General features: G+C 67.4%; 26 protein-coding genes. 12 read left to right on the top strand and 14 right to left on the bottom strand.

The features are described from left to right. Window positions 1-125: 125 nt before the first annotated feature. The gene (locus H7U20_RS28645) at window positions 126-1,226 is read right to left on the bottom strand and encodes an aromatic ring-hydroxylating oxygenase subunit alpha (protein WP_199762542.1); all 1,101 of its coding nucleotides are present in this window, start codon (window positions 1,224-1,226) and stop codon (window positions 126-128) included. A gap of 373 nt (window positions 1,227-1,599) precedes the next feature. Here H7U20_RS28645 and H7U20_RS28640 point away from each other — a divergent pair, with 373 nt between their 5' ends. The 4 genes from H7U20_RS28640 to H7U20_RS28625 all read left to right on the top strand — a co-directional run bounded on the left by H7U20_RS28640 (window position 1,600) and on the right by H7U20_RS28625 (window position 5,605). Beyond that, complete coding sequence (locus H7U20_RS28640; RefSeq protein WP_199762541.1) at window positions 1,600-1,854, top strand: exodeoxyribonuclease VII small subunit; 255 nt, start codon at window positions 1,600-1,602, stop codon at window positions 1,852-1,854. Then, on the top strand, window positions 1,851-2,753 hold the full coding sequence (locus H7U20_RS28635) for a polyprenyl synthetase family protein (protein WP_199762540.1): 903 nt from the start codon (window positions 1,851-1,853) through the stop codon (window positions 2,751-2,753). Before H7U20_RS28640 ends, H7U20_RS28635 begins: the two co-directional genes overlap by 4 nt. Further along, window positions 2,754-4,625: a 1-deoxy-D-xylulose-5-phosphate synthase gene (gene dxs / locus H7U20_RS28630; RefSeq protein WP_199762539.1), complete on the top strand. Its 1,872-nt coding sequence runs from the start codon at window positions 2,754-2,756 to the stop codon at window positions 4,623-4,625. Window positions 4,626-4,858: 233 nt separating this feature from the next. Next, window positions 4,859-5,605 carry a M48 family metalloprotease gene (locus tag H7U20_RS28625; protein ID WP_233411161.1) on the top strand — a complete coding sequence of 249 codons (747 nt, stop codon included), beginning with the start codon at window positions 4,859-4,861 and terminating at the stop codon, window positions 5,603-5,605. Between the two features lie 163 nt (window positions 5,606-5,768). On the opposite strand, the gene H7U20_RS28620 is transcribed toward H7U20_RS28625, so the two are convergent. Continuing rightward, window positions 5,769-6,323: a cob(I)yrinic acid a,c-diamide adenosyltransferase gene (locus H7U20_RS28620; protein WP_199762537.1), complete on the bottom strand. Its 555-nt coding sequence runs from the start codon at window positions 6,321-6,323 to the stop codon at window positions 5,769-5,771. A gap of 251 nt (window positions 6,324-6,574) precedes the next feature. Between H7U20_RS28620 and H7U20_RS28615 the strand changes: the two genes are divergently transcribed. The 3 genes from H7U20_RS28615 (at window position 6,575) to glcF (ending at window position 10,468) form a co-directional block, all read left to right on the top strand. Continuing rightward, window positions 6,575-8,083 (top strand): FAD-linked oxidase C-terminal domain-containing protein, encoded by a 1,509-nt coding sequence (locus H7U20_RS28615; protein ID WP_199762536.1) that lies wholly within the window; start codon window positions 6,575-6,577, stop codon window positions 8,081-8,083. 10 nt (window positions 8,084-8,093) lie between these two features. After that, complete coding sequence (gene glcE, locus H7U20_RS28610) at window positions 8,094-9,149, top strand: glycolate oxidase subunit GlcE (protein ID WP_199762535.1); 1,056 nt, start codon at window positions 8,094-8,096, stop codon at window positions 9,147-9,149. Between the two features lie 65 nt (window positions 9,150-9,214). Then, the gene (glcF, locus tag H7U20_RS28605) at window positions 9,215-10,468 is read left to right on the top strand and encodes a glycolate oxidase subunit GlcF (protein ID WP_199762534.1); all 1,254 of its coding nucleotides are present in this window, start codon (window positions 9,215-9,217) and stop codon (window positions 10,466-10,468) included. A gap of 98 nt (window positions 10,469-10,566) precedes the next feature. Here glcF and H7U20_RS28600 read toward each other — a convergent pair whose 3' ends face one another. The 4 genes from H7U20_RS28600 to H7U20_RS28585 all read right to left on the bottom strand — a co-directional run bounded on the left by H7U20_RS28600 (window position 10,567) and on the right by H7U20_RS28585 (window position 16,180). After that, complete coding sequence (locus tag H7U20_RS28600) at window positions 10,567-13,080, bottom strand: putative bifunctional diguanylate cyclase/phosphodiesterase (protein ID WP_199762642.1); 2,514 nt, start codon at window positions 13,078-13,080, stop codon at window positions 10,567-10,569. A gap of 426 nt (window positions 13,081-13,506) precedes the next feature. Then, on the bottom strand, window positions 13,507-13,992 hold the full coding sequence (locus H7U20_RS28595) for a glutathione peroxidase (protein ID WP_199762533.1): 486 nt from the start codon (window positions 13,990-13,992) through the stop codon (window positions 13,507-13,509). After that, window positions 13,992-15,128 (bottom strand): PilT/PilU family type 4a pilus ATPase, encoded by a 1,137-nt coding sequence (locus H7U20_RS28590; protein ID WP_199762532.1) that lies wholly within the window; start codon window positions 15,126-15,128, stop codon window positions 13,992-13,994. The genes H7U20_RS28595 and H7U20_RS28590 overlap by 1 nt, the downstream gene beginning before the upstream one ends. Before the next feature lie 8 nt (window positions 15,129-15,136). Next, window positions 15,137-16,180, bottom strand: coding sequence for a type IV pilus twitching motility protein PilT (locus H7U20_RS28585; protein WP_199762531.1), 1,044 nt, complete (start codon window positions 16,178-16,180; stop codon window positions 15,137-15,139). A gap of 127 nt (window positions 16,181-16,307) precedes the next feature. On the opposite strand from H7U20_RS28585, the gene H7U20_RS28580 reads away from it, so the two are divergent. Beyond that, entirely contained in the window at window positions 16,308-17,042 is a 735-nt protein-coding gene (locus H7U20_RS28580; RefSeq protein WP_199762530.1) for a YggS family pyridoxal phosphate-dependent enzyme, read from the top strand. A 55-nt stretch (window positions 17,043-17,097) separates the two neighbouring features. After that, entirely contained in the window at window positions 17,098-17,934 is an 837-nt protein-coding gene (gene proC / locus H7U20_RS28575) for a pyrroline-5-carboxylate reductase (RefSeq protein ID WP_233411160.1), read from the top strand. Window positions 17,935-17,965: 31 nt separating this feature from the next. Here proC and H7U20_RS28570 read toward each other — a convergent pair whose 3' ends face one another. From H7U20_RS28570 to H7U20_RS28555, 4 genes are all read right to left on the bottom strand, one after another. Beyond that, a complete protein-coding gene (locus H7U20_RS28570) occupies window positions 17,966-18,763 on the bottom strand; it encodes a substrate-binding periplasmic protein (protein WP_199762529.1) in 798 nt (265 codons plus the stop codon). A 130-nt stretch (window positions 18,764-18,893) separates the two neighbouring features. Further along, a complete protein-coding gene (locus tag H7U20_RS28565; RefSeq protein ID WP_199762528.1) occupies window positions 18,894-19,259 on the bottom strand; it encodes a DUF883 family protein in 366 nt (121 codons plus the stop codon). Window positions 19,260-19,367: 108 nt separating this feature from the next. After that, a complete protein-coding gene (ubiA, locus tag H7U20_RS28560; protein ID WP_199762640.1) occupies window positions 19,368-20,237 on the bottom strand; it encodes a 4-hydroxybenzoate octaprenyltransferase in 870 nt (289 codons plus the stop codon). 105 nt (window positions 20,238-20,342) lie between these two features. After that, the gene (locus H7U20_RS28555) at window positions 20,343-21,281 is read right to left on the bottom strand and encodes a hydrogen peroxide-inducible genes activator (RefSeq protein ID WP_199762527.1); all 939 of its coding nucleotides are present in this window, start codon (window positions 21,279-21,281) and stop codon (window positions 20,343-20,345) included. Between the two features lie 179 nt (window positions 21,282-21,460). Between H7U20_RS28555 and H7U20_RS28550 the strand changes: the two genes are divergently transcribed. Together H7U20_RS28550 and H7U20_RS28545 are read left to right on the top strand one after the other, a co-directional pair. Then, a complete protein-coding gene (locus tag H7U20_RS28550) occupies window positions 21,461-22,648 on the top strand; it encodes a PilT/PilU family type 4a pilus ATPase (RefSeq protein WP_199762526.1) in 1,188 nt (395 codons plus the stop codon). Between the two features lie 31 nt (window positions 22,649-22,679). Continuing rightward, window positions 22,680-23,153, top strand: coding sequence for an adenylyltransferase/cytidyltransferase family protein (locus tag H7U20_RS28545; RefSeq protein WP_199762525.1), 474 nt, complete (start codon window positions 22,680-22,682; stop codon window positions 23,151-23,153). A 31-nt stretch (window positions 23,154-23,184) separates the two neighbouring features. Here H7U20_RS28545 and H7U20_RS28540 read toward each other — a convergent pair whose 3' ends face one another. From H7U20_RS28540 to H7U20_RS28525, 4 genes are all read right to left on the bottom strand, one after another. Further along, window positions 23,185-23,526 carry a CopG family antitoxin gene (locus tag H7U20_RS28540; RefSeq protein WP_199762524.1) on the bottom strand — a complete coding sequence of 114 codons (342 nt, stop codon included), beginning with the start codon at window positions 23,524-23,526 and terminating at the stop codon, window positions 23,185-23,187. A gap of 24 nt (window positions 23,527-23,550) precedes the next feature. Further along, window positions 23,551-23,838, bottom strand: coding sequence for a BrnT family toxin (locus H7U20_RS28535; protein WP_199762523.1), 288 nt, complete (start codon window positions 23,836-23,838; stop codon window positions 23,551-23,553). A 204-nt stretch (window positions 23,839-24,042) separates the two neighbouring features. Continuing rightward, on the bottom strand, window positions 24,043-24,513 hold the full coding sequence (trmL, locus tag H7U20_RS28530) for a tRNA (uridine(34)/cytosine(34)/5-carboxymethylaminomethyluridine(34)-2'-O)-methyltransferase TrmL (RefSeq protein ID WP_199762522.1): 471 nt from the start codon (window positions 24,511-24,513) through the stop codon (window positions 24,043-24,045). A 72-nt stretch (window positions 24,514-24,585) separates the two neighbouring features. Next, window positions 24,586-25,524, bottom strand: a complete 939-nt coding sequence (locus H7U20_RS28525) for a ComF family protein (RefSeq protein ID WP_233411159.1) — start codon at window positions 25,522-25,524, stop codon at window positions 24,586-24,588. 59 nt (window positions 25,525-25,583) lie between these two features. Between H7U20_RS28525 and H7U20_RS28520 the strand changes: the two genes are divergently transcribed. Then, the gene (locus H7U20_RS28520) at window positions 25,584-26,516 is read left to right on the top strand and encodes a methyltransferase domain-containing protein (RefSeq protein WP_199762521.1); all 933 of its coding nucleotides are present in this window, start codon (window positions 25,584-25,586) and stop codon (window positions 26,514-26,516) included. Window positions 26,517-26,657: the final 141 nt, after the last annotated feature.

The following is a 26,657-nucleotide window of genomic DNA, read 5'->3' as shown; positions in this document are numbered from 1 at the left end:
TGGAGGGCGGTGGGAGGGCGAAGGCGCCGGCGGCTCTCAAACCACCCAAAGGCGGAGAGCCGGGGTCAGACCCCTCGCGGGTCCGACCCCGGATTGGCGCCGTTGGGGCGGGCGCCGCGCCTGGCTTACAACTCGATATTGTTGCGATACCACTCGTGGAAGTGCTGCATGCCGTCTTCCATCGGCGACTGGTAGGGGCCGGCGTCGCTGGTGCCGCGCTGCAGCAGGGCCTTGCGGCCGGCGTCCATGCGCAGGGCGATCTCGTCGTCCTCGAGCACGGTTTCCATGTAGGCGGCCCGTTCCGCCTCGATGAACTCGCGCTCGAACAGCACGATTTCCTCGGGGTAGTAGAACTCGACCACGTTCTTGGTGCGCTGCGGGCCGTCCGGCCACAGGGTCGAGACGATCAGCACGTGCGGATACCACTCGACCATGATGTTCGGGTACAAGGTCAGCCAGATGGCGCCGTACGGCGGCGGTTCGCCGCCACGGAACTTGAGCACCTGCTCCTGCCAGCGCTGGTAGATCGCCGAGCCGGACTTGAGCAGGCCCTTGTTGACGCCCACCGTCTGCACGCTGTAGTCGCGGCCGAATTCCCAGCGCAGGTCGTCGCAGCTGACAAAGCCGCCCAGGCCCGGGTGGAAGGGCTCGACGTGGTAGTCCTCCAGATAGACCTCGATGAAGGTCTTCCAGTTGTAGTTGCAGGTCTGCACCTCGACGTGGTCGAACATGTAGCCGGAGAAATCGAGGTCCTTGGTGACCGACAACTGCGCCAGCTTGTCCATGACGTTGTAGCCGTTCTGCTCGAACAGCAGGCCGTTCCAGCTTTGCAGCGCGGTTTTCGGCAGGTTCAGGCAGGGCGTCTCGGCGAAGTGGGGCGCGCCGATCAGCTCGCCCTTGAGGTCGTAGGTCCAGCGGTGCAGGGGGCAGACGATGTTGTTGGCGTTGCCGCGGCCGTTGAACATCAGCGCCTGGCGGTGGCGGCAGACGTTGGACAGCAGCTCCAAGCCGTTTGCGTTGCGCACCAGCATGCGACCCTCGTTTTCGGAAACGAGGGTGGCGAAGTCGCCGACGTTCGGCACCATCAGTTCATGCCCGACGTAGCGCGGGCCGGCCTGGAAAAGTTGCTGCATTTCGCGCTGCAGAAGCGCATCGTCAAAATAGACGCTTACCGGAAGTTGCGCGTTTGAACGCGCGAGCTTGGCGTGGGTACCCAGATCGGACATCCCAACCCCCTTAATATGTACATCAAACCAAAGAGAGACAGAATCCGTAAAGACCTGAATTCAAGTTTTTGAAACGGTATTTCGGACAGAACCGGCGATTATACCGCCTTCCGGCCCTCAAAGCGGGCCGGGGTGCCACTTCGCCCTCGAATAAATTGTAATAAACGTATGTTCGCTGCGGATATGGGGCCGATTACGCTAAAATCTAGCCATATTTCGTCGATTCGCGCGCTTTTGCCTCTATAAGTGCCCGTGTCGCGCGTGCCGGCCTTGCCTTTAGTTCCACCCGATCAGGTGGTTTGTTCTAAAATAACGGGCTACACTGCGCTCGCAGCCCTTGCTGCCGCTATTGCCTTGAAGATTTGAAACCCTTATGTCCAAGAAATTAACAGCCGACACAGCCGCCGCCTCCGCCTCGTTCGAAGAAGCGATGGCCGAACTGGCGCAACTGGTGTCGCAAATGGAGGCCGGCCAGCTGCCGCTGGAGGCTTCGGTGGCGGCCTACCAGCGCGGTTCGGCGCTGGTGAAGTTCTGCGCCGGCCAGCTCGACAAGGTCGAATCCCAGGTCAAGGTGCTCGAGGGCGACATGCTCAAGCCCTTCGCCGACGCCGACGAGGCGGCGCAATGAGCGCCGCCTTCGACGACTGGATGAAAACCGTGCAGGCCGCCTCGGAAACCGACATGGCGGCCCTGCTGCCGGCCGCCGATGTGCTGCCGGCCAAGCTGCACGCGGCCATGCGTTACGCCCTGCTGGGCGGCGGCAAGCGGGTGCGCCCGCTGCTGGTGTACGCCGCCGGCGCCCTGTTCGGCGCCGCCGGCGACACGCTGCGCCGCGCGGCGGCGGCGGTGGAGATGATCCACGCCTACTCGCTGGTGCACGACGACATGCCCTGCATGGACGACGACGCGCTGCGCCGTGGCAAGCCGACCGTCCACATCGCCTACGACGAGGCCACCGCGCTGCTGGTCGGCGACGCGCTGCAATCGCAGGCCTTCCTGGTGCTGGCCGAAGCCGACGTCGACAACGGCGCGCTGCCGCCGGCCCGGCTGGCGGCCATGCTGCGCCTGCTGGCGCACGCCGCCGGCTCGGCCGGCATGTGCGGCGGCCAGGCGATCGACCTCGACAGCGTCGGCCTGAGCCTGACGCTGCCGCAGCTGGAGCAGATGCACCAGCTGAAGACCGGCGCGCTGCTGCGCGCCGCCGTGCTGCTGGGCGCCACCGCCGGCAAGCAGCTCGACGCGGCCGAAACGGCCGCCCTGCACGCCTACGCGCGCGCCATCGGCCTGGCCTTCCAGGTGGTCGACGACGTGCTCGACGCGACGGCCGACTCGGCCACGCTGGGCAAGACCGCCGGCAAGGACGCCGCCGACAACAAACCGACCTATGTCTCGATCCTGGGTTTGGAAGCGTCGCGCGCGTTGGCGGAACAATTGCGGCTCGAGGCGCACGCAGCGCTCGCGTCGTTCGGAGAAAAAGCTCTGCGGTTACGCGAACTCGCGGATTTGATCGTGCAGCGGAAGGCATAAATGAACTTGCTCGAAAACATAGACTCACCGGCCGACGTGCGCAAGCTGGCGCGTCACCAACTGACGCCGCTGGCGCACGAACTGCGCCACTACCTGCTCGACTCGGTCTCCAAGACCGGCGGCCACCTGTCGTCCAACCTCGGCACGGTCGAACTGACCGTGGCGCTGCACTACGTGTTCAACACGCCGCACGACCGCATCGTCTGGGACGTCGGCCACCAGACCTACTCGCACAAGATCCTCACCGGCCGGCGCGAGCGCATGCACACGCTGCGCCAGCTGGGCGGCATCTCCGGCTTCCCCAAGCGCGACGAGAGCGAATACGACACCTTCGGCACGGCCCACTCGTCGACCTCGATCTCGGCCGCGCTGGGCATGGCGCAGGCGGCCAAGATCAAGGGCGAGCAGCGCCACGCCATCGCCGTCATCGGCGACGGCTCGATGACCGCCGGCATGGCCTTCGAGGCGCTCAACAACGCCGGCGTGCAGGAAGACGTCAACCTGCTGGTGATCCTGAACGACAACGACATGTCGATCTCGCCGCCGGTCGGCGCGCTGAACCGCTACCTGGCGCGGCTGATGTCCGGCCAGTTCTACGCCGCCGCCAAGAACGTCGGCAAGTCGGTGCTGCCCGGCCCCGTGCTGGAGCTGGCCAAGCGCTTCGAGGAGCACGCCAAGGGCATGGTGGTGCCGGCCACGATGTTCGAGGAGTTCGGCTTCAACTATATCGGCCCGATCGACGGCCACGACCTCGACTCGCTGATCCCGACGCTGCAGAACATCAAGCACCTGAAGGGGCCGCAGTTCCTCCACGTGGTGACCAAGAAGGGCCAGGGCTACAAGCTGGCCGAGGCCGAGCCGACCCTGTACCACGGCCCCGGCAAGTTCAATCCGGCCGAGGGCATCAAGCCGCCCGCCGCGCCGGGCAAGATGAGCTACACCGACGTGTTCGGCAACTGGTTGTGCGACATGGCGGCGCAGGACAAGCGCCTGGTCGGCATCACGCCGGCCATGCGCGAGGGCTCAGGCATGGTGGCCTTCGAGCAGAAGTACCCGGAGCGCTACTTCGACGTCGGCATCGCCGAGCAGCACGCGGTGACCTTCGGCGCCGGCCTGGCCTGCGAGGGCCTGAAACCGGTGGTGGCGATCTACTCGACCTTCCTGCAGCGCGGCTACGACCAACTGATCCACGACGTCGCCCTGCAAAACCTGGACGTGACCTTCGCGCTGGACCGCGCCGGCCTGGTCGGCGCCGACGGCGCCACCCACGCCGGCAACTACGACATGGCCTATCTGCGCTGCATTCCGAACATGGTGGTGATGGCCGCCTCGGACGAGAACGAGTGCCGCCAGATGCTCACCACCGGCTACCACCATCCCGGCCCGGCGGCGGTGCGTTATCCGCGCGGCGCCGGCATCGGCGCGGCCATCGTGCAGCAGCTCGACTCGATCGAAATCGGCAAGGGCGAGATCAAGCGCCAGGGCCAGAAGATCGCCATCCTGGCCTTCGGCTCGATGGTGGCGCCCAGCGTCGCCGCCGGCGCCGCGCTGGAGGCGACGGTGGCCAATATGCGCTTCGTCAAGCCGCTCGACGTGGCCCTGCTCAAGCAGCTGGCCGCCGACCACGACTATCTGGTGACGGTGGAGGAGGGCAGCATCATGGGCGGCGCCGGTTCGGCCGTGGCCGAGGCGCTGGCCGCCGAGGGCATCGTCAAGCCGCTGCTGATGCTCGGCCTGCCGGACAAGTTCATCGACCACGGCGACCCGGCCAAGCTGCTCGCCAGCGTGGGCCTGGACAGCGCCGGCATCACCGCCTCGATCAAGCGCCGCTTCGGCGGCGAGGAGCCGCGGCTGGTGGTCAACAACGCCTGAGCCCAAGCGGCTGGCGGAATGGAAGCGACGCTGCGGCGTCGCTTTTTTTTTCGCCGCGCGAGTTGCGCCGCCACAAACCGGGCTCAAGGATTTCTTGCCATGTGTCCGCTTCAGTCCTATATTGATATAAATCGTTTATATCAGATCGCGGCGCATTGCGCGCCGCGTCCATCGGCGGACCGGGTGGCGGGGGAGATATGCGGCGCGGCGCACTCGCAGTGGTTGGGCTGGCAATGTTGTGCCGGGCCGCGTGCGGCCAGGTGCCCGACTCGGGCCGCTGGCAGGAGCTGCGCTTCGGCGCCGACGAGGTGGCCGAGCAGATGGAGGGCCGCTATCTCGAGCAGGTGGTCGAACTGGCGGCCGGCGGCCGGCTCGACGACGACCGTGCGCTGCTGGCGCGGCTGCAGCGCATCGGCGCCGGCCTGGTGCGCGCCGCCGCCGAACTCAAACCCGAGGCGGCCGCCTGGCAGTGGGAGTTCCACACCACCCGCGACGCCGACGTCGACGCGCAGTGCATGGCCGGCGGGAAGATCCTGGTCGGCAGCGCCTTCGTGCGCAAGCTGGCGCTGGACGACGGCGAACTGGCCACCTTGCTGGCCCACGAGGTGGCGCACGCGGTGGCCGAGCACGACCGCGAAACCCTGTCCGAGGCGCTGTACTTCAACCGCCAGCCGGAGCCGCCGCTGGACGTGCTGCTGGAGCGGCTGGCCACCGATTTGTCGTTGCAGATCCGCTTGTCCGGCCTGTCCCAGCTGCAGGAGAGCGAGGCCGATCAACTGGGCATGGTGCTGGCGCATCGCGCCGGCTGGGCCGGGGCGGCCATGGTCAGCTTCTACCGCAAGCTGGCGGCCGACGACGCCGCCTCCATGCTGTCGAGCGGCCATCCGGCGCCGGCGTCGCGGCTCAGCATGGCCAAGGGCATGGCCTTGCTGTTCACCGCGCCGCAGCTCGACGCGGTGGTGGCGCAGGCGCGGCCCTAGGCCGGCAGTCAAGGCGCCGGCGGCCCTAAAACCACCCAAAGGCAGAGCGCGGGGGTCAGACCCGCTGGGTCTGACCCCAGTTTTACGCCTGTGGGTCTTCTAAACCGAGCCGCATCGCCCCCAGATTTTTGCCTGTGGGTTGGCTAAACCGGGCGCCCCCGCTTCAACCGCGCTTGCGCTCGTGCTGCCACAGCACGTCGCTGCCGCCGGCGAAGCGGTTGAGCACGCGCGACAGCACGAACATCAAGTCCGACAGGCGGTTGACGTACTGGCGCGGCATGTCGTGGATGGTCTCGGCCTTGCCCAGGGTGACGATGGCGCGCTCGGCGCGGCGGCAGACGGTGCGGCAAATGTGCGCGACGGCGGCGGCGCGCGAGCCGGCCGGCAGGATGAATTCGGTCAGCGCCGGCAGGTCGGCGTTGTACTTGGCCAGCAGGTCGTCGAGCCGCGCCACGTGGGTTTCGGTGATCATCTGGTAGCCGGGGATGCACAGCTCGCCGCCCAGGTCGAATAGGTCGTGCTGGATCGAGATCAGCTCCTCGCGCAGCGCGTCCGGCATGGCCTCGCACAGCAGCAGGCCGATGTTCGAGTTCAGCTCGTCCACGTCGCCCATCGCGTGCACGCGCACGTTGTCCTTGTCGGTGCGGCTGCCGTCGCCCAGTCCGGTGGTGCCATTGTCGCCGGTGCGGGTGGCGATTTTCGAGAGTCGGTTGCCCATGATGCTTCCTGATTGGTGAAGTAGGTGAGAGGTGAGAGGTGTGAGGATACGCCAAATCGGAGCGTCGCAGCGCAAGTCTTGGCCGGCTTGCGCTGTGCCGATGGGGGGGCCGTCTGAGCGGAATACGACAGTGCTGGTCGATGGCGGCCGGATTTGTGGCGAAAAGGACGGTATTCGCCCCACCAAGGCGCTATTCCCGACTTTTTGTGCTTACAATCGTCGCTGTTCAAGCGCTTCCCGGTTTCCGCCCCATGACTATTGCCATACCCGACCCGGCCGACCCGGCCGACCCGGTTGTTCTGGCCGCGCGCCAGCGCGAGGTCGCCGCCGCCCTGGGCGCCGTGCTGCCGCCGCGCTGCGTGCTGTCCGCCATGGAGGACACCCGTCCCTACGAGTGCGACGGCCTGGCCGCCTACCGCCAGTTGCCGATGATCGTCACCCTGCCGGAAACCGAAGCGCAGGTGCTGGCCATCCTCAACGTTTGCCGCCAGTTGAAGGTGCCGATCGTGCCGCGCGGCGCCGGCACCGGCCTGTCCGGCGGCGCCATGCCGATCGTCGACGGCGTGGTGTTGTCGACGGCGCGGATGAGCCAGATCGTCCGGCTCGACCCGTACGCGCGCACGGCGGTGGTGCAGCCCGGCGTGCGCAACCTGGCCATCTCCGAGGCGGCGGCGCAGCACGCGCTGTACTACGCGCCCGACCCCTCGTCGCAGATCGCCTGCACCATCGGCGGCAACGTGGCGGAGAACTCGGGCGGCGTGCACTGCCTCAAATACGGCCTGACCGTGCACAACGTGCTGCGCGTGCGCATGGCCACCATCGACGGCGACGTGGTCGAACTGGGCGGCGACGCGCTCGACGCGCCCGGCCTCGACCTGCTGGCGCTGTTCATCGGCTCGGAGGGCATGCTCGGCATCGTCACCGAGGTGACCGTCAAGCTGATTCCCAAGCCGGCCATGGCGCGCGTCATCATGGCCTCGTTCAACCAGGTCGGCGCCGGCTGCAACGCGGTGGCCGAGTTGATCGCCGCCGGCATCATCCCGGCCGGGCTGGAGATGATGGACCAGACCTCGGCGCGCATGGTGGAACCCTTCGTCAAGGCCGGCTACGACACCGAGGCCGCCGCCATCCTGCTGTGCGAGGCCGACGGCACCGGCGAGGAGGTCGAAGAGGACATCGCGCGCATGTCGGCGGTGTTGCAGCAGGCCGGCGCCAGCGCCATCGCCGTGTCGCGCGACGAGGCCGAGCGGATGCGCTTCTGGTCCGGCCGCAAGAACGCCTTTCCGGCGGCCGGCCGCATCTCGCCCGACTACTACTGCATGGACGGCACCATCCCGCGCAAACGCCTGGCCGAGGTGTTGGCCGGGATCGCCGCGATGGAGATCAAGTACGCGCTGCGCTGCGCCAACGTGTTCCACGCCGGCGACGGCAACCTGCATCCGCTGATCCTGTTCAACGCCAACGCGCCCGGCGAGTTCGCACGCGCCGAAGCCTTCGGCGCCGAGATCCTGGCGCTGTGCGTGGCGGTCGGCGGCACCATCACCGGCGAGCACGGCGTCGGCATCGAGAAGATCGATTCGATGTGCGTGCAGTTCGCCCCGGCCGAACTGGCCGCCTTCCACGCCGTCAAGCGCGCCTTCGATCCGGCGCGCCTGCTCAACCCCAACAAGGCGATCCCGACCTTGAACCGCTGCGCCGAATTCGGCAAGATGCGGGTCACCGGCGGCCTGCTGAAATTCGCCGATTTGCCACGTTTTTAACGGAGACATCTTGCAAGCGATCCTAGAACAATTCCAAGCCCAGATCCGCGCCGCCACGGCGGCAAAAACCCCGCTCTGCCTGCGCGGCGGCGGCAGCAAGGACTGGTACGGCAACGCGCCGCAGGGCGCCATTCTCGACACCCGCGGCTACACCGGCGTGGTGGCCTACGAGCCGACCGAGTTGGTCATCACGGCGCGCTGCGGCACGCCGCTGGCCGAGATCGAGGCGCTGCTGGCGCGGCACAATCAAATGCTGGCCTTCGAGCCGCCGCGCTACAGCGCCGACTCGACCATCGGCGGGGTGGTCGCCTGCGCCCTGTCCGGCCCGCGCCGCGCCAGCGCCGGCGCGCTGCGCGACTTCGTGCTCGGCGCCGTGCTGATGAACGGCCAGGGCGAGGTGCTGCGCTTCGGCGGCCAGGTGATGAAGAACGTCGCCGGCTACGACGTCTCGCGCCTGCTGGCCGGCTCGCTCGGCGCCTTGGGCCTGATCATGGAGGTGTCGCTGAAGGTGCTGCCCTTGCCGGTGCGCGAGGCCAGCCTGCGCTTCGAGATGGGCGAGATCGAGGCGCTGGCCAGCTTGAACGACTGGGCCGGCCAGCCGCTGCCGATCTCGGCCAGCTGCTGGCACCGTGGCGTGCTGTCGCTGCGCCTGTCCGGCGCCGGCGCCGCCGTCGAAGCGGCGCAGCGCAAGCTGGGCGGCACCGCGCTGCCCGACGCCGAGGCCGACGCCTACTGGGACAGCCTGCGCGACCAGACGCACGACTTCTTCGCCTGCGCCAGCCTGTGGCGCCTGTCGCTGCCGCCGCAGGCCAGCGCCATCATCCTCAACGGCAAGCAGCTGATCGAATGGGGCGGGGCGCAGCGCTGGCTGGCCGCCGACGCCGGCGCCGCGCCGCAGATACGCGCCAGTGTCGCCGCCGCCGGCGGCCACGCCACGCTGTTCCGCGCCGCCGACAAGAGCGTTGGCGCCTTCCACCCGCTGGCGCCGGCGCTGGCGCGCATCAACCAGCGGCTGTACCAGGAGTTCGACCCGGCGGGCATCTTCAATCCCGGACGCATGTACTGAACCGAAGACCGGCGGCGAAGCAGCCGCGCCGTCGACCGAACCATTGATTGAGTCCCCAAGTATCCATGCAAACCAATCTCGCCGATTTCATCAAGAACACGCCGGAAGGCGACGAAGCCGAAGCCATCCTGCGCGCCTGCGTGCACTGCGGCTTCTGCACCGCCACCTGCCCGACCTACCAGCTGCTCGGCGACGAGCTCGATGGCCCGCGTGGCCGCATCTACCTGATCAAGCAGGTGCTCGAAGGGGCGCCAGTGACGGCCAAGACGCAGTTGCACCTGGACCGCTGCCTGACCTGCCGCAACTGCGAAAGCACCTGTCCGTCCGGCGTGCAGTACGGCCGCCTGGCCGACATCGGCCGCAAGGTGGTCGAGGCGCGCGTCGAGCGGCCGCTGGGCCAGCGCTTCAAGCGCCTGCTGCTGAAGGAGGGCTTGACGCGCAAATGGATCTTCACGCCCGCGCTGCGCGCTGGCCAGCTGTTGCGCCCCTTGCTGTCCAAGCCGTTGCAGGACAAGATCCCGCAGCGCCAGGGCGGCGGCCACTGGCCCGGAGGCACGCAGGCGCGCCGCATGCTGGTGCTGGACGGTTGCGCCCAGCCGGCCATGGCGCCCAACATCAACGGCGCCGCCGCGCGGGTGCTCGACGCGCTCGGCGTGCAGTTGATCGTCGCGCCCAAGGCCGGCTGCTGCGGCGCGCTGCGCCACCATTTGAACGACCAGGGCGGCGCGCTCGACGACATGCGCCGCAACATCGACGCCTGGTGGCCCTACGTCGCCGGCCTGGCCGGCGGCGATGGCGCGGTGGAGGCGATCGTGATGACCGCCTCCGGCTGCGGCGCCACCGTCAAGGAGTATGGCCACCTGCTGGCGCACGACGGCGCCTACGCCGCCAAGGCGGCGCGCGTCTCGGCGCTGACACTGGACCTGAGCGAAGTGATGCCGCAGTTCGAGGCCGAGCTGGCGCGCCGCATCGGCGGGCGGATCGGCCAGCGCGTCGCCTACCATCCGCCGTGCACCTTGCAGCACGGCCAGCAGATCCGCGGCAAGGTCGAAGGCGTGTTGCGCGCCGTCGGCGTCGACGTCAAGCTGTGCGCCGACAGCCACCTGTGCTGCGGCTCGGCCGGCACCTACTCGATTTTGCAGCCCGAGCTGGCGCTGCAGCTGCGCGACCGCAAGTTGGCCAATCTGGCCGCCACCGGCGCCGAGACCATCGTCTCGGCCAACGTCGGCTGCCAGGCCCATCTGCAGTCCGGCACCGCGACGCCGGTGCGGCACTGGATCGAGCTGATCGACCGCGCCCTGGCGGCTGTCGGCGCCTAGCCTGGTCACAACAATGTCCGAATGTCGGGGGGGNGGCACTGACCCCGATGCTCATTCGGGGTCAGTGCCGACATTCGGACACGGACTCGACAGTAGAATCAGCCCGCCAGCGCCGCGCCGTCCTGGGCGCGGCCGGCGCCGTGCTCGGCCTGCGGGCTGGCGATCGGCGGCAGCAGGGCGGCGGCCTGCCAGACCGGCGCCGTGTCGAAGGCGCTGACCCAGGGCAGCACCTCGGGCGCCGGCATCGGCCGGGCGATGCCGAAGCCCTGCGCCAGGTCGCAGCCGAGCCGCATCAGCAGCGCGCCGTGCGCCACCGTTTCGACGCCCTCGGCGATCACGCCCAGCTCGAAGGCGCGCGCCAGGCCGATGACGGCGCTGACCAGGTGGCGGTCGTCGCGGTCGACCAGCATGTTGCGCACGAAGCTCTGGTCGACCTTGAGGATGTCGGCCGGCAGCCGCTTCAAATAGCTCATCGACGAGTAGCCGGTGCCGAAGTCGTCCAGCGCGAAGCTGATGCCGAGCGCCTGGCAGGCCAGCATGATGGCGCGCACGTGGCCGACGTCGCTCAGCGCCGACGATTCCAGAATCTCCAGCTCCAGCATGTACGGCGGCACGTCGGGGAACTCGGCGAGGATCGCCGTCAGGTGCTCGACGAAGTCGTTGCGTTGGAAGTGGCGCGCGGCGATGTTGACGCTGACCACCCAGTCGGGGTCGAAGCTGCGCCAGCTCTGCAACTGGCGCAGCGCCTCGCGCAGCACCCATTCGCCGATGTCGACGATCAGGTCGGTGTGCTCGACGAAGGGCAGGAACTCGGCCGGCCCGACCACGCCGCGCAGCGGATGCTGCCAGCGCAGCAGCGCCTCCATGCCGACGATGCGGCCGCGCCGCATGTTCAGCTTGGGTTGGTAGTACAAGCGCATCTCGCCGCCGCGCAGCGCGGCGCGCACCTCGGTGCGGCGGTTGTGGTGGGTGCGCACCTGCTCGTCGAGGTCGGCGTCGAAGAAGTGGTAGCGGTTGCGCCCGGTGATCTTGGCCTGGTACAGCGCCTGGTCGGCGTGGCGCAGCAGCTGGTCGGCGCTGATCTCGCTGTCGCGGTACAGCGCCACGCCGACGCTGGCCGACATCTTGACGGTCTCGCCGTCGCACTGGTAGTCGAGCGCCAGCGCCGCCAGCAGCCGCGTCATGGCCTGCTCGACGGCGCCGCGCTGGGCCATCTCCGGCAGCAGCAGCACGAACTCGTCGCCGCCCAGCCTGGCCACGTAATGGCGCTGGCCGGCGAAGTCGTGCAGCCGGTTGGCGACCTGCTTGAGCACCTCGTCGCCGACCGCCTGGCCCAGGCCCTGGTTGATCTGCTGGAAATGGTCGAGGTCGAACAGGCAGACCGCCAATAGCTGCTGCCGGTCGCGGGCGTGCCCGAGCTCCTGTTCGAAGCGGCCGCTCAGCGCGGCGCGGTTGGGCAGGCCGGTGAGGACGTCGTGGTTGCTCTGCCAGGACATCTGCTGGATCAGGTGGCGCTTCTCGCTGACGTCGCGGAACACCAGCACCGAACCCTGCACGCGGCCGGCGCTGTCGCGGATCGCGGCGGCGGTGTATTCGACCATGCGCACCTGGCCCGACAGGTGGCGCAGGCTTTGGCCGCCGGCCTTGACCACCGGGCCGCCGGCGTAGATCGCCGTCATCGCCTTGAGCAGCGAGTGCTGGCCGAAGTTGTTGGCCAGGACGAAGGCCTGGTGCAGCTCCATGCCGCGCGCCTGGGCCTCGCTCAGGCCGATCAGCGTCTGCGCCACGGCGTTGAAGGTGAGGATGCGGCCGGCCAGGTCGGTGGTGACGACGGCGTCGCCGATCGAGGCCAGCGTCACCTCGATGCGCTCCTTCTCGGCCAGCAGCTGGGCCTGGGCCAAACGGGTCTGTTCGAGCTGTTCGCCCAGCTGGCGCTGGCTGCGCTGCAAGGAGCCGACCAGCGTCTGCACCTCCTGCGCCATGTTGTTGAAGGTGCTGGCCAGCGCGCGTTCCTCAAGCGTGCCGCGCAGCGGCAGGCGCACGTGGTGCTCGCCGGCCTGGAAGCGGTCGGTGGCGCGCGCCAGCCGCGCCAGCATGCGTTTGTTGGCGTAGATCAGCAGGCCGAGCAGCAGGTAGATGAGGCCGATGTTGAGCGCCGAGATGTGCGCCTGCTGGCGCACCGTGTGCCAGACGCGGTTCAGCGGCAGCGTCGGTTCGAACGAGAGTTCCAGGTTGGCGCTGCTCGACAGCGCCAGTTCGCGGGTCAGGGGGCGCAGCGCGTGCAGCGACTGGAACCAAGCCGGGCTGGTCGGCGCCGGTTTGACGGCGCGCACCGCCTCGAGGTGGCCGCCGGGATAGTCCAGCCGCACGGCACTGGCGTCCTGGTTGAGCAGCAGGGCGCCGGCCAGCGCCGTCTCCAGCGCGGCGCGGTCGGGCGGCGCCAGGCCGCTCTTGAGGGTGGTGTCCAGATAGTCGCCCAACTCCTGGGCGTCGAGCTGGTAGCGCAGGTCGGCGTTGGCCGCCTCGGCCTCGATCAGCAGCGAGTAGCGCACGCAAACGACCACCGCGATGAGGGCGAAAATGGGCACGAACAGGCGCGTGTAGGTGCCCATCCGCAGCCAAGACGACAGTAGTTTCCTCAGCAACGACATAGGTGGTGGGTAGATTCCGGCAATATTGTCCTCAAGCATTATTACCGAAAAGACCGGCGCGTTGCGTTTTTATTTGAAAACGATTTCAAAGTGGAAGTCTCTCATCTCGGCAGAGCCTCCCTCCATGCGGGAAAAACCGGAAAGGTAGGTCGCCGTGAGAGCCGCTAGGCATAGCCGGGGGACAGGGAAGATGAGGATGCCGATGCTGGCTCGCAGCGAGCGAGCGCGAGCGGGGGTCAGTGCCGACATTCGGACACGGCCTCATCAGCTGGCGTTGCGTTGAGAGGCCAACGGCCGGGCTTTCAAAGCTCAGCTCGTGTCCGAATGTCGGCACTGACCCCGGGGGCGCTGACCCCGGGGGCGGGGGCGCCTTGGCTTGCCTTGGCCTTACTCGGCCAGCAGCTTCTCGATGTCGCCGACCAACTCCTCGGGCTTGGTGGCCGGGGCGTAGCGCTTGTAGACGGTGCCGTCCTTGCGCACCAGGAACTTGGTGAAGTTCCATTTGATCGCCTCGGTGCCGAGCAGGCCGGGGGCGTCCTTCTTCAACTGCTTGAACAGCGGATGGGCCTCGCTGCCGTTGACGTCGACCTTGGCGAACAGCGGGAAGCTGACGCCGAAGTTCTTCTCGCAGAAGGCGCCGATCTCGTCGGCGGCGCCGGGCTCCTGGCCGCCGAACTGGTTGCAGGGGAAACCCAGCACCACCGCGCCGCGCTCCTTGAACTGTTGGTAGACCGCCTCCAGCCCCTTGTACTGCGGCGTGAAGCCGCACTGGCTGGCGGTGTTGACGATCAGCAGGACCCGGCCCTGGTACTGGCTCAGGTCGGCGGGGGCGCCGGACAGCGTGGCGGCGGCGTGCTCGTAGATTGTCGTCATTAGATGATTCCCAAGTGTTCGGTTCCGGCCGAGAGGTCGCGGTTTTTCGCCGCCTTGCCCTCGAGTTTGATGGCCAAGCGCAAATCGTTGACCGAGTCGGCGTTGCGCAAGGCGTCCTCGTAGCTGATTTTATCGGCTTCGTGCAAATCGAACAGCGACTGGTCGAAGGTCTGCATGCCCAGCTCGCGCGATTTCTTCATCAACTCCTTGATCTCGTGCACCTGGCCCTTGAAGATCAGGTCGGAGATCAGCGGCGAGTTGAGCATGATCTCGATTGCCACGGCGCGCCCCTTGCTCTCCTTCAGCGGCACCAGGCGCTGCGAGATCATGCCCTTCAGGTTCAGCGACAGGTCCATCAGCAACTGCTGGCGGCGCTCCTCGGGGAAGAAGTTGATGATGCGGTCGAGCGCCTGGTTGGCGCTGTTGGCGTGCAGGGTGGCCAGGCACAGGTGGCCGGTCTCGGCGAAGGCGATGGCGTGGTCCATGGTCTCCCGGTCGCGGATCTCGCCGATCTGGATCACGTCCGGCGCCTGGCGCAGGGTGTTCTTCAGCGCCACCGCCCAGTCGTCGGTGTCGACGCCGACCTCGCGCTGGGTGACGATGCAGTTCTTGTGCGGGTGCACATACTCGACCGGGTCCTCGATGGTGATGATGTGGCCGTAGCTGTTCTCGTTGCGGTAGCCGACCATCGCCGCCAGGGTGGTCGACTTGCCCGAGCCGGTGGCGCCGACCATGATGACCAGGCCGCGCTTGGCCATCACCACCTCCTTGAGCACCTCGGGCAGGCCGAGGTCGTCGAGCTTGGGGATCTCGCTGGTGATGGTGCGCAAGACCATGCCGACCGAACTCATCTGCACGAAGGCGGAGACGCGGAAGCGCCCCAGGTCGCCCGGGCTGATGGCGAAGTTGGCTTCCTTGCTCAGCTCGAAGCCAGCGCTCTGCTTGTCGTTCATGATCGAGCGGGCCAGGTCGATGGTGTGGGCCGCCGTCAGCACCTGGGTCGAGACGGGCGTCAACTTGCCGTCGATCTTGATGGCCGGCGGGAAGCCGGCGGTGATGAACAGGTCGGAGCCTTTTTTGCTGACCATCAGGCGCAGCAGGTCGGACATGAATTTGAATGCCTGGTCGCGTTCCATGCTGGTTCCTATCCGGGGAAGTTGTCCGGCGTCTTGGCGGCCGAACGGGCCGCCGCCGCCGAGATCACGTTGCGCCGCACCAGGTCGGTCAGGGTCTGGTCCAGCGTCTGCATGCCGACGTTGCTGCCGGTCTGGATCGCCGAGTACATCTGGGCGATCTTGGCCTCGCGGATCAGGTTGCGGATGGCCGGCGTGGCCACCATGATCTCGTGGGCGGCGACGCGGCCGCCGCCGTCCTTGGTCTTGAGCAGGGTCTGCGAGATCACCGCCTGCAGCGACTCGGACAACATGGCGCGCACCATCTCCTTCTCGTCGGCCGGGAAGACGTCGACGATGCGGTCGATGGTCTTGGCGGCCGAGGAGGTGTGCAGCGTGCCGAACACCAGGTGGCCGGTTTCGGCCGCCGACAGGGCCAGGCGGATGGTTTCCAGGTCGCGCAGCTCGCCGACCAGGATCACGTCCGGGTCCTCGCGCAGCGCCGAGCGCAGCGCGTTGTTGAACGACAGCGTGTGCGGCCCCACCTCGCGCTGGTTGATCAGGCACTTCTTCGATTCGTGGACGAACTCGATCGGGTCCTCGATGGTGAGGATGTGGCCGTACTCGGTCTCGTTGACGTGGTTGACCATCGCCGCCAGCGTGGTCGACTTGCCCGAGCCGGTCGGCCCGGTCACCAGCACCAGGCCGCGCGGCTTGAGCGCCAGCTCGGTGAAGATGCGCGGGCAGTTCAACTCTTCCAGGCTCATGATCTTCGACGGGATGGTGCGCAGCACCGCCGCCGCGCCGCGCTCCTGGTTGTAGGCGTTGACGCGGAAGCGCGCCAGGCCCGGGATGGCGAAGGAGAAGTCGACTTCGAGCATCTCCTCGTAGGCCTTGCGCTGGCCGTCGTTCATGATGTCATAGATCATGCCGTGGACGTCCTTGTGCTCCAGCGGCGGCAGGTTGATGCGCCGCACGTCGCCGTGCACCCGTATCATCGGTGGCAAGCCCGCCGACAAGTGCAAGTCCGAGGCCTTGTTCTTGACCGAGAATGCGAGAAGTTCTGAGATGTCCATTTATAATCCCTGTGGCTGGGGTTGAAGGCAGGGTCGCCGGGGCGATTCACCGGCAGCGCCGATGCTGTTCCACGCTGTTGCTTAACCGAAGTTTCCTACACTATACGCTCACTGATTCTCACTGATTATGTCCACAATCGCCCAGAACTTGCAAGCCATCGCCTCGACAATTGTTGCCACCGCCAGGGAGGCCGGACGCGGGGCGGACAGCGTGCGGCTGCTGGCGGTGTCCAAGACCTTCGGCGCCGAGGCGGTGCTGGAGGCGGTGCGCGCCGGCCAGCGCGCCTTCGGCGAGAATTACCTGCAGGAGTCGCTCGACAAGATCGTTGCCGTGCGCGCCGGCCTGGCGGCGCAGCCGGCCGAGCAGGCCGCCGCGGCGGCGCTGGAGTGGCATTTCATCGGTCCTATCCAGAGCAACAAGACGCGGCCCATCGCCGAACACTTCGACTGGGTCCATACGGTCGAGCGCGAGAAGATCGCCCAGCGCCTGTCCGAGCAGCGCCCGGACGGCATGGCGCCGCTCAACATCTGCCTGCAGGTCAACATCAGCGGCGAGGCCAGCAAGAGCGGCGTGGCGCCGGCCGAGCTGGCCGAGCTGGCGCGGCGCGTCGCCGCGCTGCCCAAGCTGCGCCTGCGCGGCCTGATGGCGATCCCCGAGCCGAGCGAGGACTACAGCGCGCAGCGCGCCGCCTTCGCCCAGCTGCGCCAACTCTACGAACAATTGCGCGCCGACGGCCTGGCGCTCGACACCCTGTCGATGGGCATGTCGGCCGACCTGCGCGCCGCCGTCGTCGAGGGCGCCACCATCGTGCGCGTCGGCAGCGCCATCTTCGGCGCGCGCCACTACGCGCCGGCCGGGTAACGTCCAGCCCAGTTAGTCCAGGCAGCATCCCCCCAGACCACCACGAGAGACAGACATGAACGCAAGCGCACTGAAAATCGCCTTCATCGGCGGCGGCAACATGGCCTCGGCCCTGATCGCCGGACTGGCCGGCAAGCTGACGGCCGGCGCCAACATCCACGTGGTCGACCCCAACGCCGCCGCGCTGGAGAAGCTGCGCCTGCAGTTCGGCGTCAGCACCGCGACTGCGGCCGACGCCGCGCTCGGCGCGGTCGACGTGATCGTGCTGGCGGTCAAGCCGCAGAGCATGCGCGCGGTGGCGGCCGAGCTGCTGCAGCTGTTGAACCGGGCGGCGCAGCCGCTGATCCTGTCGATCGCCGCCGGCATCGGCGCCGCCGACCTGGCGCGCTGGCTGGGCGGCTACGGCGCCATCGTGCGCTGCATGCCGAACACGCCGGCGTTGATCGGCCTGGGCATCACCGGCATGGTGGCCGCCGCCGGCGTCAGCGCGGCGCAGAAGGAGGCCGCCGACGCCATCCTGAAGGCGGTCGGCGCCACCGTCTGGCTGGACCATGAGAGCCTGATCGATCCGGTGACGGCGGTGTCGGGCAGCGGTCCGGCGTATGTCTTCTATTTCATCGAGGCGATGCAGCAGGCCGCGCTGGAGATGGGCCTGAGCGCCCGCCAGGGCAGCGAGCTGGCGCTGGCCACCTTCGTCGGCGCGGCGCAGTTGGCGGCGCAGTCGAACGAAGCGGTGGCGCTGCTGCGCGAGCGCGTCACGTCGAAGGGCGGCACCACCTACGCCGCGCTGAGCAGCATGGAGGAGAGCGGCGTCAAGGACGCCATCGTCAAGGCGATGAAGGCGGCCGCCGAGCGCGGCCGCGAGCTGGGCCGCGAGCTGGGCGAGGGCTGAGCGAGGGCTGAGCGAGGGCTGAGCGGCCCGCTCAGGGTAGTGGATCGCCGAGGTATTTCTGGTAGATGGCGGCGTAGCGGCCGCTGTCCCTCAGCTGCTTGAGGCCGGCGTTGAAGTCGTCGCGGATCTTTTTGTCGTGGAACACGGGGCGGTAGTCCTGCGGGTTGAGCTTGACGAAGCGCTGTTCGACCGTCGGCTTGAGCACGATGCCCCGCTCGCGTTGCAGTTGCAGCGTGAAGTAGCGGAAGATGTTGCGGTCGCTCAGCGCGACGTCGTAGCGGCTTTTGTCCAGCGTGAGTACCTGCAGCGTCTGGTTGTTCTGCTCGAAGTAGCGGCCGTCCTGGCGCGCCGGCTCCAGCCAGTCGGGATAGCGCTTGATGGCGCCGACGAAGGCGATCACGTTCAGGCCGCGCAGGTCCTCGGGCTTGCGGAACTGCAGCTTCCGCTCCTTCAGACTGATCAGCACGTTGTCGTAGAACACCGCCGGCTCGCCGTAGTGGGCGCCGGCGGCGGCCATGTCCTCGCCCAGGTCGCTCATCGCCGCGTCCACCTCGCGGGCCCGGAACGCCATCGGTATGCGGACGAAGGAGTAGTACTTGGGCTTGAGCACGTGGCCGCGATAGGCCAGCGCCTGGCCGATGACCTCCAGTTCGATGCCGGAGTTGGTTTCCGGAAAACAGTAGGGCGGGATCTTCTCGCCGAAGGCCATGCTCACCTCGGCGGCGCCGGCGCATGCGCCCAGCCCGGCCAGCGACAGCGACAGCGACAGCAGGGCGGTCCGCGTCAGCAGCGTGGCCAGGGGAGGACGGCGGTGGGGGCGGCGGGCCATGGGGTCCATTCGAAGAGCGACAGGGATGCTGAGTCCCATTGTCGCGGCAAGTTGCCCGGCAGATCAACTAATTTGTGTCGAAGAAGGCATTGCCGCCGCCGTGGGGCGCTGGCCGGGCCGCCCCGCGATGCTACTTGCGGCCGATCAGCATGCCGGCGATGACGCCGACGGCCGCGCCCAGTCCGACCGCCTTCCACGGATTGTCCCGCACGTAGACCTGGGTGCTGCGGGCCGCTTGGCGGCCGCGCGCCAGCACGCCTTCCTCCAGCCGGCGCAGGTCGCTCTTGGCGGTCAGCAGCGCGTCCTCGAAATGGCGGCGCGCCTTGCCGGCCTCGGCGCCGAGCTGGTCCGTGCTGTCGTCCAGCCAGGACTCGGCCTCGTGGATGACGTTCTGCAAATCGCTCATCAGCTTGTCGCGCGCGGTGGCGTTGGCGGCCTGGCTGCGCGCCAGCTCGTCGTCGCCGGCGGCCTTGCCGTTCTGTTGAATGTGATCCATGTTCGACCTTTCGAGGGATGCGCGGGGGGCGCGGGAAGAAACCAGTGTATAGGTTGCCGCCCGGCGCCGCCTATGCGCTAGATCAAGTGTGACCAGTGCAGCGACAACTCACGCCAGCCGGCCCTGGCGCAGTGCGTAGTCCAGCGCCACGCCGGCGAACACCACGGCGCCGAGGATGTTGTTGTGGCGGAAGGCGTAGAAGCAGGCGTCGCGCTGGCGGCCACGGATCAGCGTGTAGTGGTAGACGGCGATGGCGCCGGCGCCCAGCAGGCCGGCGACGAACCAGCCGCGCAGCCCGGCCTGCCAGCCGCAGGCCAGCGTCAGCCCCAGGTGCGCGGCGTAGCACAGCATGACGGCGGCGACGTCGAAGCGGCCGAAGGTGATGGCCGAGGTCTTGATGCCGATCTTCAGGTCGTCGTCGCGGTCGACCATGGCGTACTCGGTGTCGTAGGCGACGGCCCAGAACACGTTCGACGCCAGCAGCACCCAGGCCAGCGCCGGCACCTGGTTCTGCACGGCGGCGAAGGCCATCGGCACGCCGAAGCCGTAGGCCACGCCCAGGTAGGCTTGCGGGATCGGGAAGAAGCGCTTGAAGTAGGGATAGGTCAGGGCGACCAGCAGGGCCACCACCGACAACTGCTTGGTCAGCAGGTTGAGCGGCAGCAGCAGGCAGAAGGCCAGCGCGGCCAGCAGGGCGGCGATGCCCAGCGCTTCCTTGCCGCTGACCCGGCCGCTGGTGACGGGGCGTTGGGCGGTGCGCTTGACGTGCTTGTCGATGTCGCGGTCGGCGTAGTCGTTGACGGCGCAGCCGGCCGAACGCATCAGGAAGGTGCCGAGCGAGAAGATCAGCACCAGCGTCCAGTCGGGCTTGCCTGCCGAGGCGATCCACAGCGCGCTCAGGGTCGGCCACAGCAGCAGCACGACGCCGATCGGTTTGTCCAGCCTTAACAGGCGCGCGTACAACTCCAGCTTGGTCATGGAAAGCATCATGTTTTCGGGAAGGGCAAAAGCGGCATTATCGCAAATCGCCGGCGCCGCCGCCGGGTGGCGTTGCGGCCGTCACGCCGTGGCAGGTTTCGCTGGCTATTTGTCGTTCAGGCACAGCGTGCTGACGCCGGGCAGTTCGCAGTCGCGCACCACCTCGCAGATGGCGTCGATGGCGGCCTTGCGGGTGAAGCTCTTGCGCCAGACGATGACGACGCGGCGCGACGGTTCCGGCGCGTCGAAGCGGCGGAAGCGCAGCATGCCGTCGTTGGTGTCGAGGTCGGGCACCGAGGCGCGCGGCAGCACGGTCAGGCCGATGCCGCTGGCCACCATGTGGCGGATGGTCTCCAGCGAGGAGCCTTCGAAGGTGCGCTGCATGCCGTTGCCGGGCGAGGCGAAGCGGGCCATCTCGGGACACACTTCGAGCACCTGGTCGCGGAAGCAATGGCCGTTGCCGAGCAACAGCATGTTCTCCGTTTTCAGGTCGTCGGCGGGGATCGACTTGCGTCCGGTCCAGGCGTGTTGTTGCGGCATCGCCACGACGAAGGGCTCGTCGTACAGCGCCTGCATGGACATGCCGTGCTCGGGCAGCGGCAGCGCCATGACGGCGGCGTCCAGCTCGCCCTGGCGCAGCATTTCGAGCAGGCGCACGGTGAAATTCTCTTGCAGGATCAGCGGCATCTGCGGCACCTTGGCGATCATGCCCTTGACCAGCGGCGGCAGCAGCGAGGGGCCGATGGTGTAGATCACGCCGAGGCGCAACGGGCCGGCCAGCGGGTCTTTGTTCTGCTTGGCCAACTCCTTGATGGCGGCCGTTTGCTCCAGCACGCGCTCGGCCTGGGCGACGATCTGCGCGCCCAGCGGCGTGACGGAAATCTCGGCGCCGCCCCGTTCGAACAGCACCACCCCCAACTCGTCCTCCAGCTTCTTGATCGCTACCGACAGCGTGGGCTGGGCGACATAACAGGCTTCGGCGGCATGTCCGAAGTGTTTCGCTCTTGCAACGGCGACGATATATTTCAGTTCGGTCAGGGTCATGAATGTATTTGAACACAGGCAATGCTTCGGCGCAATGCATGAAAAGCCACAGGAAAGCGCGGTGAGGCCGGCGCGCGCCGGGCGGCGGGCTGGACAAGAAAATCTATTGTAGCGGAATGCAGCCGATATAATGGACCGGTGCTTCGCTTTCGCAACAGTATCAAGAAGGAGGGCCGTGTATGTCCGCCACCTTTGGCCCCGACGAGGCCCAGGCCTATCTGCACAAGCTGCTCAAGGTGATGCATCACATGGGCGGCTCCGACCTGTTCATCTCCGCCGACTTCCCGCCCAGTATCAAGTCGCAAGGGGCGATGAAGCCGCTCAGCGCGCAGCGCCTGAGCGGCGAGGTGACGCGCGCGCTGGCGCTGTCCATCATGAACGACAAGCAGCGCCGCGAGTTCGAGGCCGAGCTCGAATGCAACTTCGCCATTTCCCTGCCCGAGGTGTGCCGCTTCCGCGTCAACGTCTTCGTCCAGCAGCAGTGCGTGGCCATGGTGATCCGCACCATCGCCTCGGAGATCCCGAATTTCGAGAAGCTCGAACTGCCCGAGGTGTTGAAGGAGGTCATCATGACCAAGCGCGGCCTGGTGCTGGTGGTGGGCGGCACCGGCTCGGGCAAGTCGACCACGCTGGCGGCGATGATCGACTACCGCAACAGCAATTCGGCCGGCCACATCATCACGGTCGAGGACCCGGTCGAGTACGTGCACAAGAACAAGGGTTGCCTGATCACCCACCGCGAGGTCGGCGTCGACACCCTGTCCTGGCACAACGCGCTGAAGAACACCCTGCGCCAGGCGCCGGACGTGATCCTGATCGGCGAGATCCGCGACACCGAGACCATGGAGCACGCCATCGCCTTCGCCGAGACCGGCCACCTGTGCCTGGGCACGCTGCACGCCAACAACGCCAACCAGACCATGGACCGCATCATCAACTTCTTCCCGGAGGAGCGGCGCAACCAATTGCTGATGGATTTGTCGTCGAACCTGCGCGCCATCGTTTCGCAGCGCCTGGTGCGCACCGAGGACGGCAAGGGCCGCAAGGCGGCCATCGAAATTTTGCTGAACACGCCGACCATCGCCGAGATGATTTTCAAGGGCAACTTCCAGGCGATCAAGGAAATCATGCACAAATCGCGCGAGCTGGGCATGTGCACCTTCGACCAAGCGCTGTATGAACTCTATAATAAGGGCCATATCGCCTACGAGGAGGCGATCCGCAACGCCGATTCGGCCAACGGCCTGCGCCTGCAGATCAAGCTGCGCGGCGACCGCAAGGAGCCCGGCGACGCCGGCCCGGCGGCCGCCAGCGCGCTGAGCATGCAGATCGAGGCCGAGCCGGAGCCGGAGCCGCCGGGCCAGTAGCGCCGCACCAACCCCTAACCTGAAGAAACAGATGCCCCAATTCGAATCGAAGATGTGTACCCGTGAAGACCTGGCCGCGCGCGTCGCCGTGCTGCCCAAGCCGGTGGTGTTGACCAACGGCGTGTTCGACCTGCTGCATCGCGGCCACGTCACCTACCTGGCGCAGGCGCGCGCGCTGGGCGCCTCGCTGGTGGTGGCGGCCAACACCGACGCCTCGGTCAAGCGCCTGGGCAAGGGCGACGACCGTCCGCTCAACACCTGCGCCGACCGGTTGGCCGTGCTGGCCGCGCTGGAGTCGGTCAGCCTGGTGGTCGACTTCGACGAGGACACCGCGCTGGAGGTGGTGCTGCAAGCGCGCCCGGAAATCTACGTCAAGGGCGGCGACTACGACATGGCGGCGATCCCGGAGGGCCAGGCGGTGCTGGCCTACGGCGGCCGCGCCGTCGCCATCGACTTCGAGCACGACCGTTCGACCACCAAGCTGCTCAACAAGATCCGCAACTGATTAATCAGGTGGCGGGCGGGCATGGGGAGGATCAAGCCGCTTGCTTGCCGCGCCTTGTCGTGTCTTTGGATGTTGGCGTGGCTGCCGCTTTCAGATTCGCATACTCGGTCGCGATCAATTTGTACTCGGCAGCGACAAATCTTTGTAGCGCCTCGCGCATGAGCGGTTGATAAGCAACGCCACGACACTCGGCAATTTTTTTAAAGTCGTCGATCAGGTCTTTGGGAAGGCGGATCGAGATCATTTGCATGCCGAGTGACTCGTCGATCTGTGCTTCCAATACTTGTGGTGCCGGCTTGGCGTGTTGCATGTCGCGACCAAGCTGCCCCGTCTCCCAGGCTTCGGCCGTGCCATCGATCTTTGCTTTGCTCATGGTGCTCTCCCGAAATGCCTTACCTTACTTGCCCTTGGTTTCGTAGATGTTCATTTCAATATCGTTCGCCTCGTATGCAGTAATCACATACATATTCCCACTCCGAACTTGAAACACCACTTTCAGGGGACGACCGGTGTTGGTTTCTGCGATAAACCAGAGGGTAGGGGGATCACGTCGATGCTCCTCCCTATCGTCAATGAGCAATACTCCACATCGGTTGTCGAAACACTCGCAAACTTCCAAGCGGGTCACGTTGTGCTTTTGCTCAAGCTTTGCGCGCACTGCAGCAGAAATGACGATTGTTCCCATCACGCCACCTTTGTATATACAAAATGTACGACTAAACCCGGCAAGTCACAATGGATTTTCGATACTGCCCAAGTAGCTTAGGGCGCATCGACGATGTTGGTATTGTCGAACTTGGAGTTTGCCGTCGAAAAAGTGTATATACGCCTTGTCGTAACGATGTGGGCGGAGAGCGCATCACTGCCACTAAGCCAGGGCGGCAGAGTGTCAGGCGCCGCCGGCGTAGCCGTTCTGGCGCCAGGCCTCGAAGACCACCACGGCGACCGTGTTCGACAGGTTCAGGCTGCGGTTGTCCGGCCGCATCGGCAGGCGGATGCGCTGGGCCGGCGCGAACGATTCGCGCAGCGCCGGGTCCAGGCCGCGCGTCTCCGAGCCGAACACGAACACGTCGCCGGGCTGGAAGCTGGCCTGGCCGAACGGCGACGAGCCGTGCGTGGTCATGGCGAACATGCGCGCCGGGTCGGGCTGGACGGCGGCCAGGAAGGCTTCCCAGTTGGCGTGCACCTGCATGCGGGCGTACTCGTGGTAATCGAGGCCGGCGCGCTTGAGCTTGGAGTCGTCCAGCGGGAAGCCGAGCGGCTCGATCAGGTGCAACTGGGCGCCGGTGTTGGCGCACAACCGGATCACGTTGCCGGTGTTGGGCGGAATTTCGGGTTGAACCAGTACGACGTGAAACAATGCAATCTCCTCAAAAATAATCTCAATGCGCTCAAGGCGCTCATCTCAGCGCGCTCAAGGCGCTCAATGTGTTCAATGCGGCGGCGTGCGGGCGAACACCAGGTTGCTGACGCGCGCCGCGCCGTGGCGTTTGAACATGGCGGCCAGCTCGTTGAGCGTCTGGCCGCTGGTCATGACGTCGTCGACGATGCCGATGTGGCGGCCGGCCACCAGCGCCGGCTCGGCCAGCGCGAAGGCGTGGGCGATGTTGCCGCCGCGCTGGTGCGGTGCCACGCTGCTCTGCGCCCGCGTCTCGTGCACCCGCGCCGCCAGACGGGGATGCAAGGCCACGCCCAGCGCCCGCGCCAGCGGCCGGGCGATTTCCAGCGCCTGGTTGAAGCCGCGCTCGGCCAGCCGCCGCGGCCCCAGCGGCACCGGGCAGAGCAGGGCGGGCAGGGCGAAGCCGGGTTGGCGCAGCACGGCGTCGCGCAGCAGTTGCGCCAGCAGCGGCGCCAGCGCCAGACGGCCGCCGAATTTCAGTTGCAGCACCAGCTGGTCGAGCGGCGCGGTGTAGTCGGCCGCCACCACGGTGCGGTCGTAGGCCGGCCCGTCGCGCAGGCACTGGCCGCACAGGGCGGCGACGCCATCAGCGCCGGCCAGACCGTCGCCGTCGGCCATACGATCGCCAGCGGCCGTCCGATTGCCAGCGGCCGTGCCATTCCCATCGACCATGCCGCCGCCGCCGGCCGTGCCGTTGCCGCCGGCCGTGCCGTTGCCGCAGACGGCCTCGGCGGCCATGTCCTGCTCCATCCGGGGCAGGGGATTGGCGCACTGTTGGCAACGTGGCAACGCCGGCCCGTCGAGGAACTGCGCCCGGCAGCCGGCACACAGGGCGTCCGCACTGGCGCCGCCGCACAGGGCGCAACTGGCCGGCAGCAGGCCGCGCAACAGGGCGCCGCGTAGCCGCCGCAGCGCCGCCGCCGGGCCGGTAAGCACGGTGCGCAGGGGTGGCAAATCCGGCGCGGCTGGCATCGCGATGCTCCTCAACCATGTACACTGCCGACATTATCTCACCTTCGCCCGACCGAACCATGCAAGTGCCAGCCAATCCGCCTAAATTGAGCGCCCCGATCGACCTGCGGCGCGTGCGCGCCCAGTTTTCCCGCCCCGAGCGGGTGCAAGCCTCCGATTTCCTGCGCCGCGAGGTGGCCAGCCGGATGTTCGACCGCCTCGGCCTGGTCAAGCTGGCGCCCCAGCGCGTGCTCGACGCCGGCTGCGGCGCCGGTGCCGATCTGGCGCTGTTGCAAAAAAAGTATCAAGCGGCCCAGATCGTCGGCCTCGACGGCGCCGCCGCCATGCTGGACGCGGCCCGCGCGCAGGGCGCCTCGGCGGCGCGGCTGAGCGGACTCAACCAACTATTAAGTAAGCTGTTGCCGGCCAAGGCCGGCATCGACCTGGTGTGCGGCGATTTCGCCGAGCTGCCGCTGGGGCCGAACGCGGTCGACCTGGTCTGGTCCAACCTGGCCCTGCACTGGCATCCGCAGCCGGACCGTGTGTTCGCCGAGTGGCGCCGCGTGATGCGGGTCGACAGCTTGCTGATGTTCTCCTGCTTCGGCCCGGACACCTTCAAGGAGCTGCGCGACGCCTTCGCACAGGTCGACCTGGCGCCGCACGCGCTGCCTTTCGTCGACATGCACGACTTCGGCGACCAACTGGTGGCGGCCGGCTTCTCGACCCCCGTCCTGGACATGGAAACCATCACCGTCACCTACGACACGGCGCAGGCCCTGCTGGCCGACGCCCGCGCCTGGGGCGGCAATCCGCTCAGCACGCGGCGCCGTGGCCTGCTCGGCCGCGCCGCCTGGCAACGCCTGCTGGCGGCGCTGGAACGGGGCCGCCGCGCCGACGGCAAGCTGGGACTGAGTTTCGAGGTGATTTACGGCCACGCCTTCCGCCCGGCGCCGCGCCTGACCTCGAAGGGCGAGGCGATCATCCGCTTCGACCTGCCGCGCAAGCCGCGCTGAGCCATGGTTTGAGGGGTGGGGCGGCGCCGGCGGCGCCGGCGATCCCGGGGCTGTCCGAGGCCGGAATGCACATTTCGGCAACCTTGTCACGCCTTTGTCGCAGGGGTGTGCAAACATGGCGGAGACCATACTTGCATGATG

Origin of the sequence: Rugamonas violacea, from assembly GCF_016461825.1 — a bacterium.
Lineage (GTDB): Bacteria > Pseudomonadota > Gammaproteobacteria > Burkholderiales > Burkholderiaceae_D > Rugamonas.
Note: the sequence above shows the minus strand (reverse complement) of the source record. Positions and strands in the feature narration are given on the sequence as shown.

What these genes read in the sequence shown, in the direction of transcription:
- H7U20_RS28635 (WP_199762540.1), top strand. Translation starts at nt 1,851, where the DNA reads ATGAGCGCCGCCTTCGACGACTGGATGAAAACCGTGCAGGCCGCCTCG.
- H7U20_RS28590 (WP_199762532.1), bottom strand. Translation starts at nt 15,128, where the DNA reads ATGGAACGCGACCAGGCATTCAAATTCATGTCCGACCTGCTGCGCCTG.
- ubiA (WP_199762640.1), bottom strand. Translation starts at nt 20,237, where the DNA reads ATGACCAAGCTGGAGTTGTACGCGCGCCTGTTAAGGCTGGACAAACCG.
- H7U20_RS28640 (WP_199762541.1), top strand. Translation starts at nt 1,600, where the DNA reads ATGTCCAAGAAATTAACAGCCGACACAGCCGCCGCCTCCGCCTCGTTC.
- glcF (WP_199762534.1), top strand. Translation starts at nt 9,215, where the DNA reads ATGCAAACCAATCTCGCCGATTTCATCAAGAACACGCCGGAAGGCGAC.
- H7U20_RS28585 (WP_199762531.1), bottom strand. Translation starts at nt 16,180, where the DNA reads ATGGACATCTCAGAACTTCTCGCATTCTCGGTCAAGAACAAGGCCTCG.
- H7U20_RS28525 (WP_233411159.1), bottom strand. Translation starts at nt 25,524, where the DNA reads ATGCCAGCCGCGCCGGATTTGCCACCCCTGCGCACCGTGCTTACCGGC.
- H7U20_RS28520 (WP_199762521.1), top strand. Translation starts at nt 25,584, where the DNA reads ATGCAAGTGCCAGCCAATCCGCCTAAATTGAGCGCCCCGATCGACCTG.
- H7U20_RS28625 (WP_233411161.1), top strand. Translation starts at nt 4,859, where the DNA reads ATGTTGTGCCGGGCCGCGTGCGGCCAGGTGCCCGACTCGGGCCGCTGG.
- H7U20_RS28535 (WP_199762523.1), bottom strand. Translation starts at nt 23,838, where the DNA reads ATGGGAACAATCGTCATTTCTGCTGCAGTGCGCGCAAAGCTTGAGCAA.
- proC (WP_233411160.1), top strand. Translation starts at nt 17,098, where the DNA reads ATGAACGCAAGCGCACTGAAAATCGCCTTCATCGGCGGCGGCAACATG.
- H7U20_RS28595 (WP_199762533.1), bottom strand. Translation starts at nt 13,992, where the DNA reads ATGACGACAATCTACGAGCACGCCGCCGCCACGCTGTCCGGCGCCCCC.
- H7U20_RS28545 (WP_199762525.1), top strand. Translation starts at nt 22,680, where the DNA reads ATGCCCCAATTCGAATCGAAGATGTGTACCCGTGAAGACCTGGCCGCG.
- H7U20_RS28580 (WP_199762530.1), top strand. Translation starts at nt 16,308, where the DNA reads ATGTCCACAATCGCCCAGAACTTGCAAGCCATCGCCTCGACAATTGTT.
- H7U20_RS28645 (WP_199762542.1), bottom strand. Translation starts at nt 1,226, where the DNA reads ATGTCCGATCTGGGTACCCACGCCAAGCTCGCGCGTTCAAACGCGCAA.
- H7U20_RS28555 (WP_199762527.1), bottom strand. Translation starts at nt 21,281, where the DNA reads ATGACCCTGACCGAACTGAAATATATCGTCGCCGTTGCAAGAGCGAAA.
- H7U20_RS28570 (WP_199762529.1), bottom strand. Translation starts at nt 18,763, where the DNA reads ATGGCCCGCCGCCCCCACCGCCGTCCTCCCCTGGCCACGCTGCTGACG.
- H7U20_RS28600 (WP_199762642.1), bottom strand. Translation starts at nt 13,080, where the DNA reads ATGGGCACCTACACGCGCCTGTTCGTGCCCATTTTCGCCCTCATCGCG.
- H7U20_RS28540 (WP_199762524.1), bottom strand. Translation starts at nt 23,526, where the DNA reads ATGAGCAAAGCAAAGATCGATGGCACGGCCGAAGCCTGGGAGACGGGG.
- H7U20_RS28620 (WP_199762537.1), bottom strand. Translation starts at nt 6,323, where the DNA reads ATGGGCAACCGACTCTCGAAAATCGCCACCCGCACCGGCGACAATGGC.
- H7U20_RS28550 (WP_199762526.1), top strand. Translation starts at nt 21,461, where the DNA reads ATGTCCGCCACCTTTGGCCCCGACGAGGCCCAGGCCTATCTGCACAAG.
- H7U20_RS28565 (WP_199762528.1), bottom strand. Translation starts at nt 19,259, where the DNA reads ATGGATCACATTCAACAGAACGGCAAGGCCGCCGGCGACGACGAGCTG.
- H7U20_RS28615 (WP_199762536.1), top strand. Translation starts at nt 6,575, where the DNA reads ATGACTATTGCCATACCCGACCCGGCCGACCCGGCCGACCCGGTTGTT.
- dxs (WP_199762539.1), top strand. Translation starts at nt 2,754, where the DNA reads ATGAACTTGCTCGAAAACATAGACTCACCGGCCGACGTGCGCAAGCTG.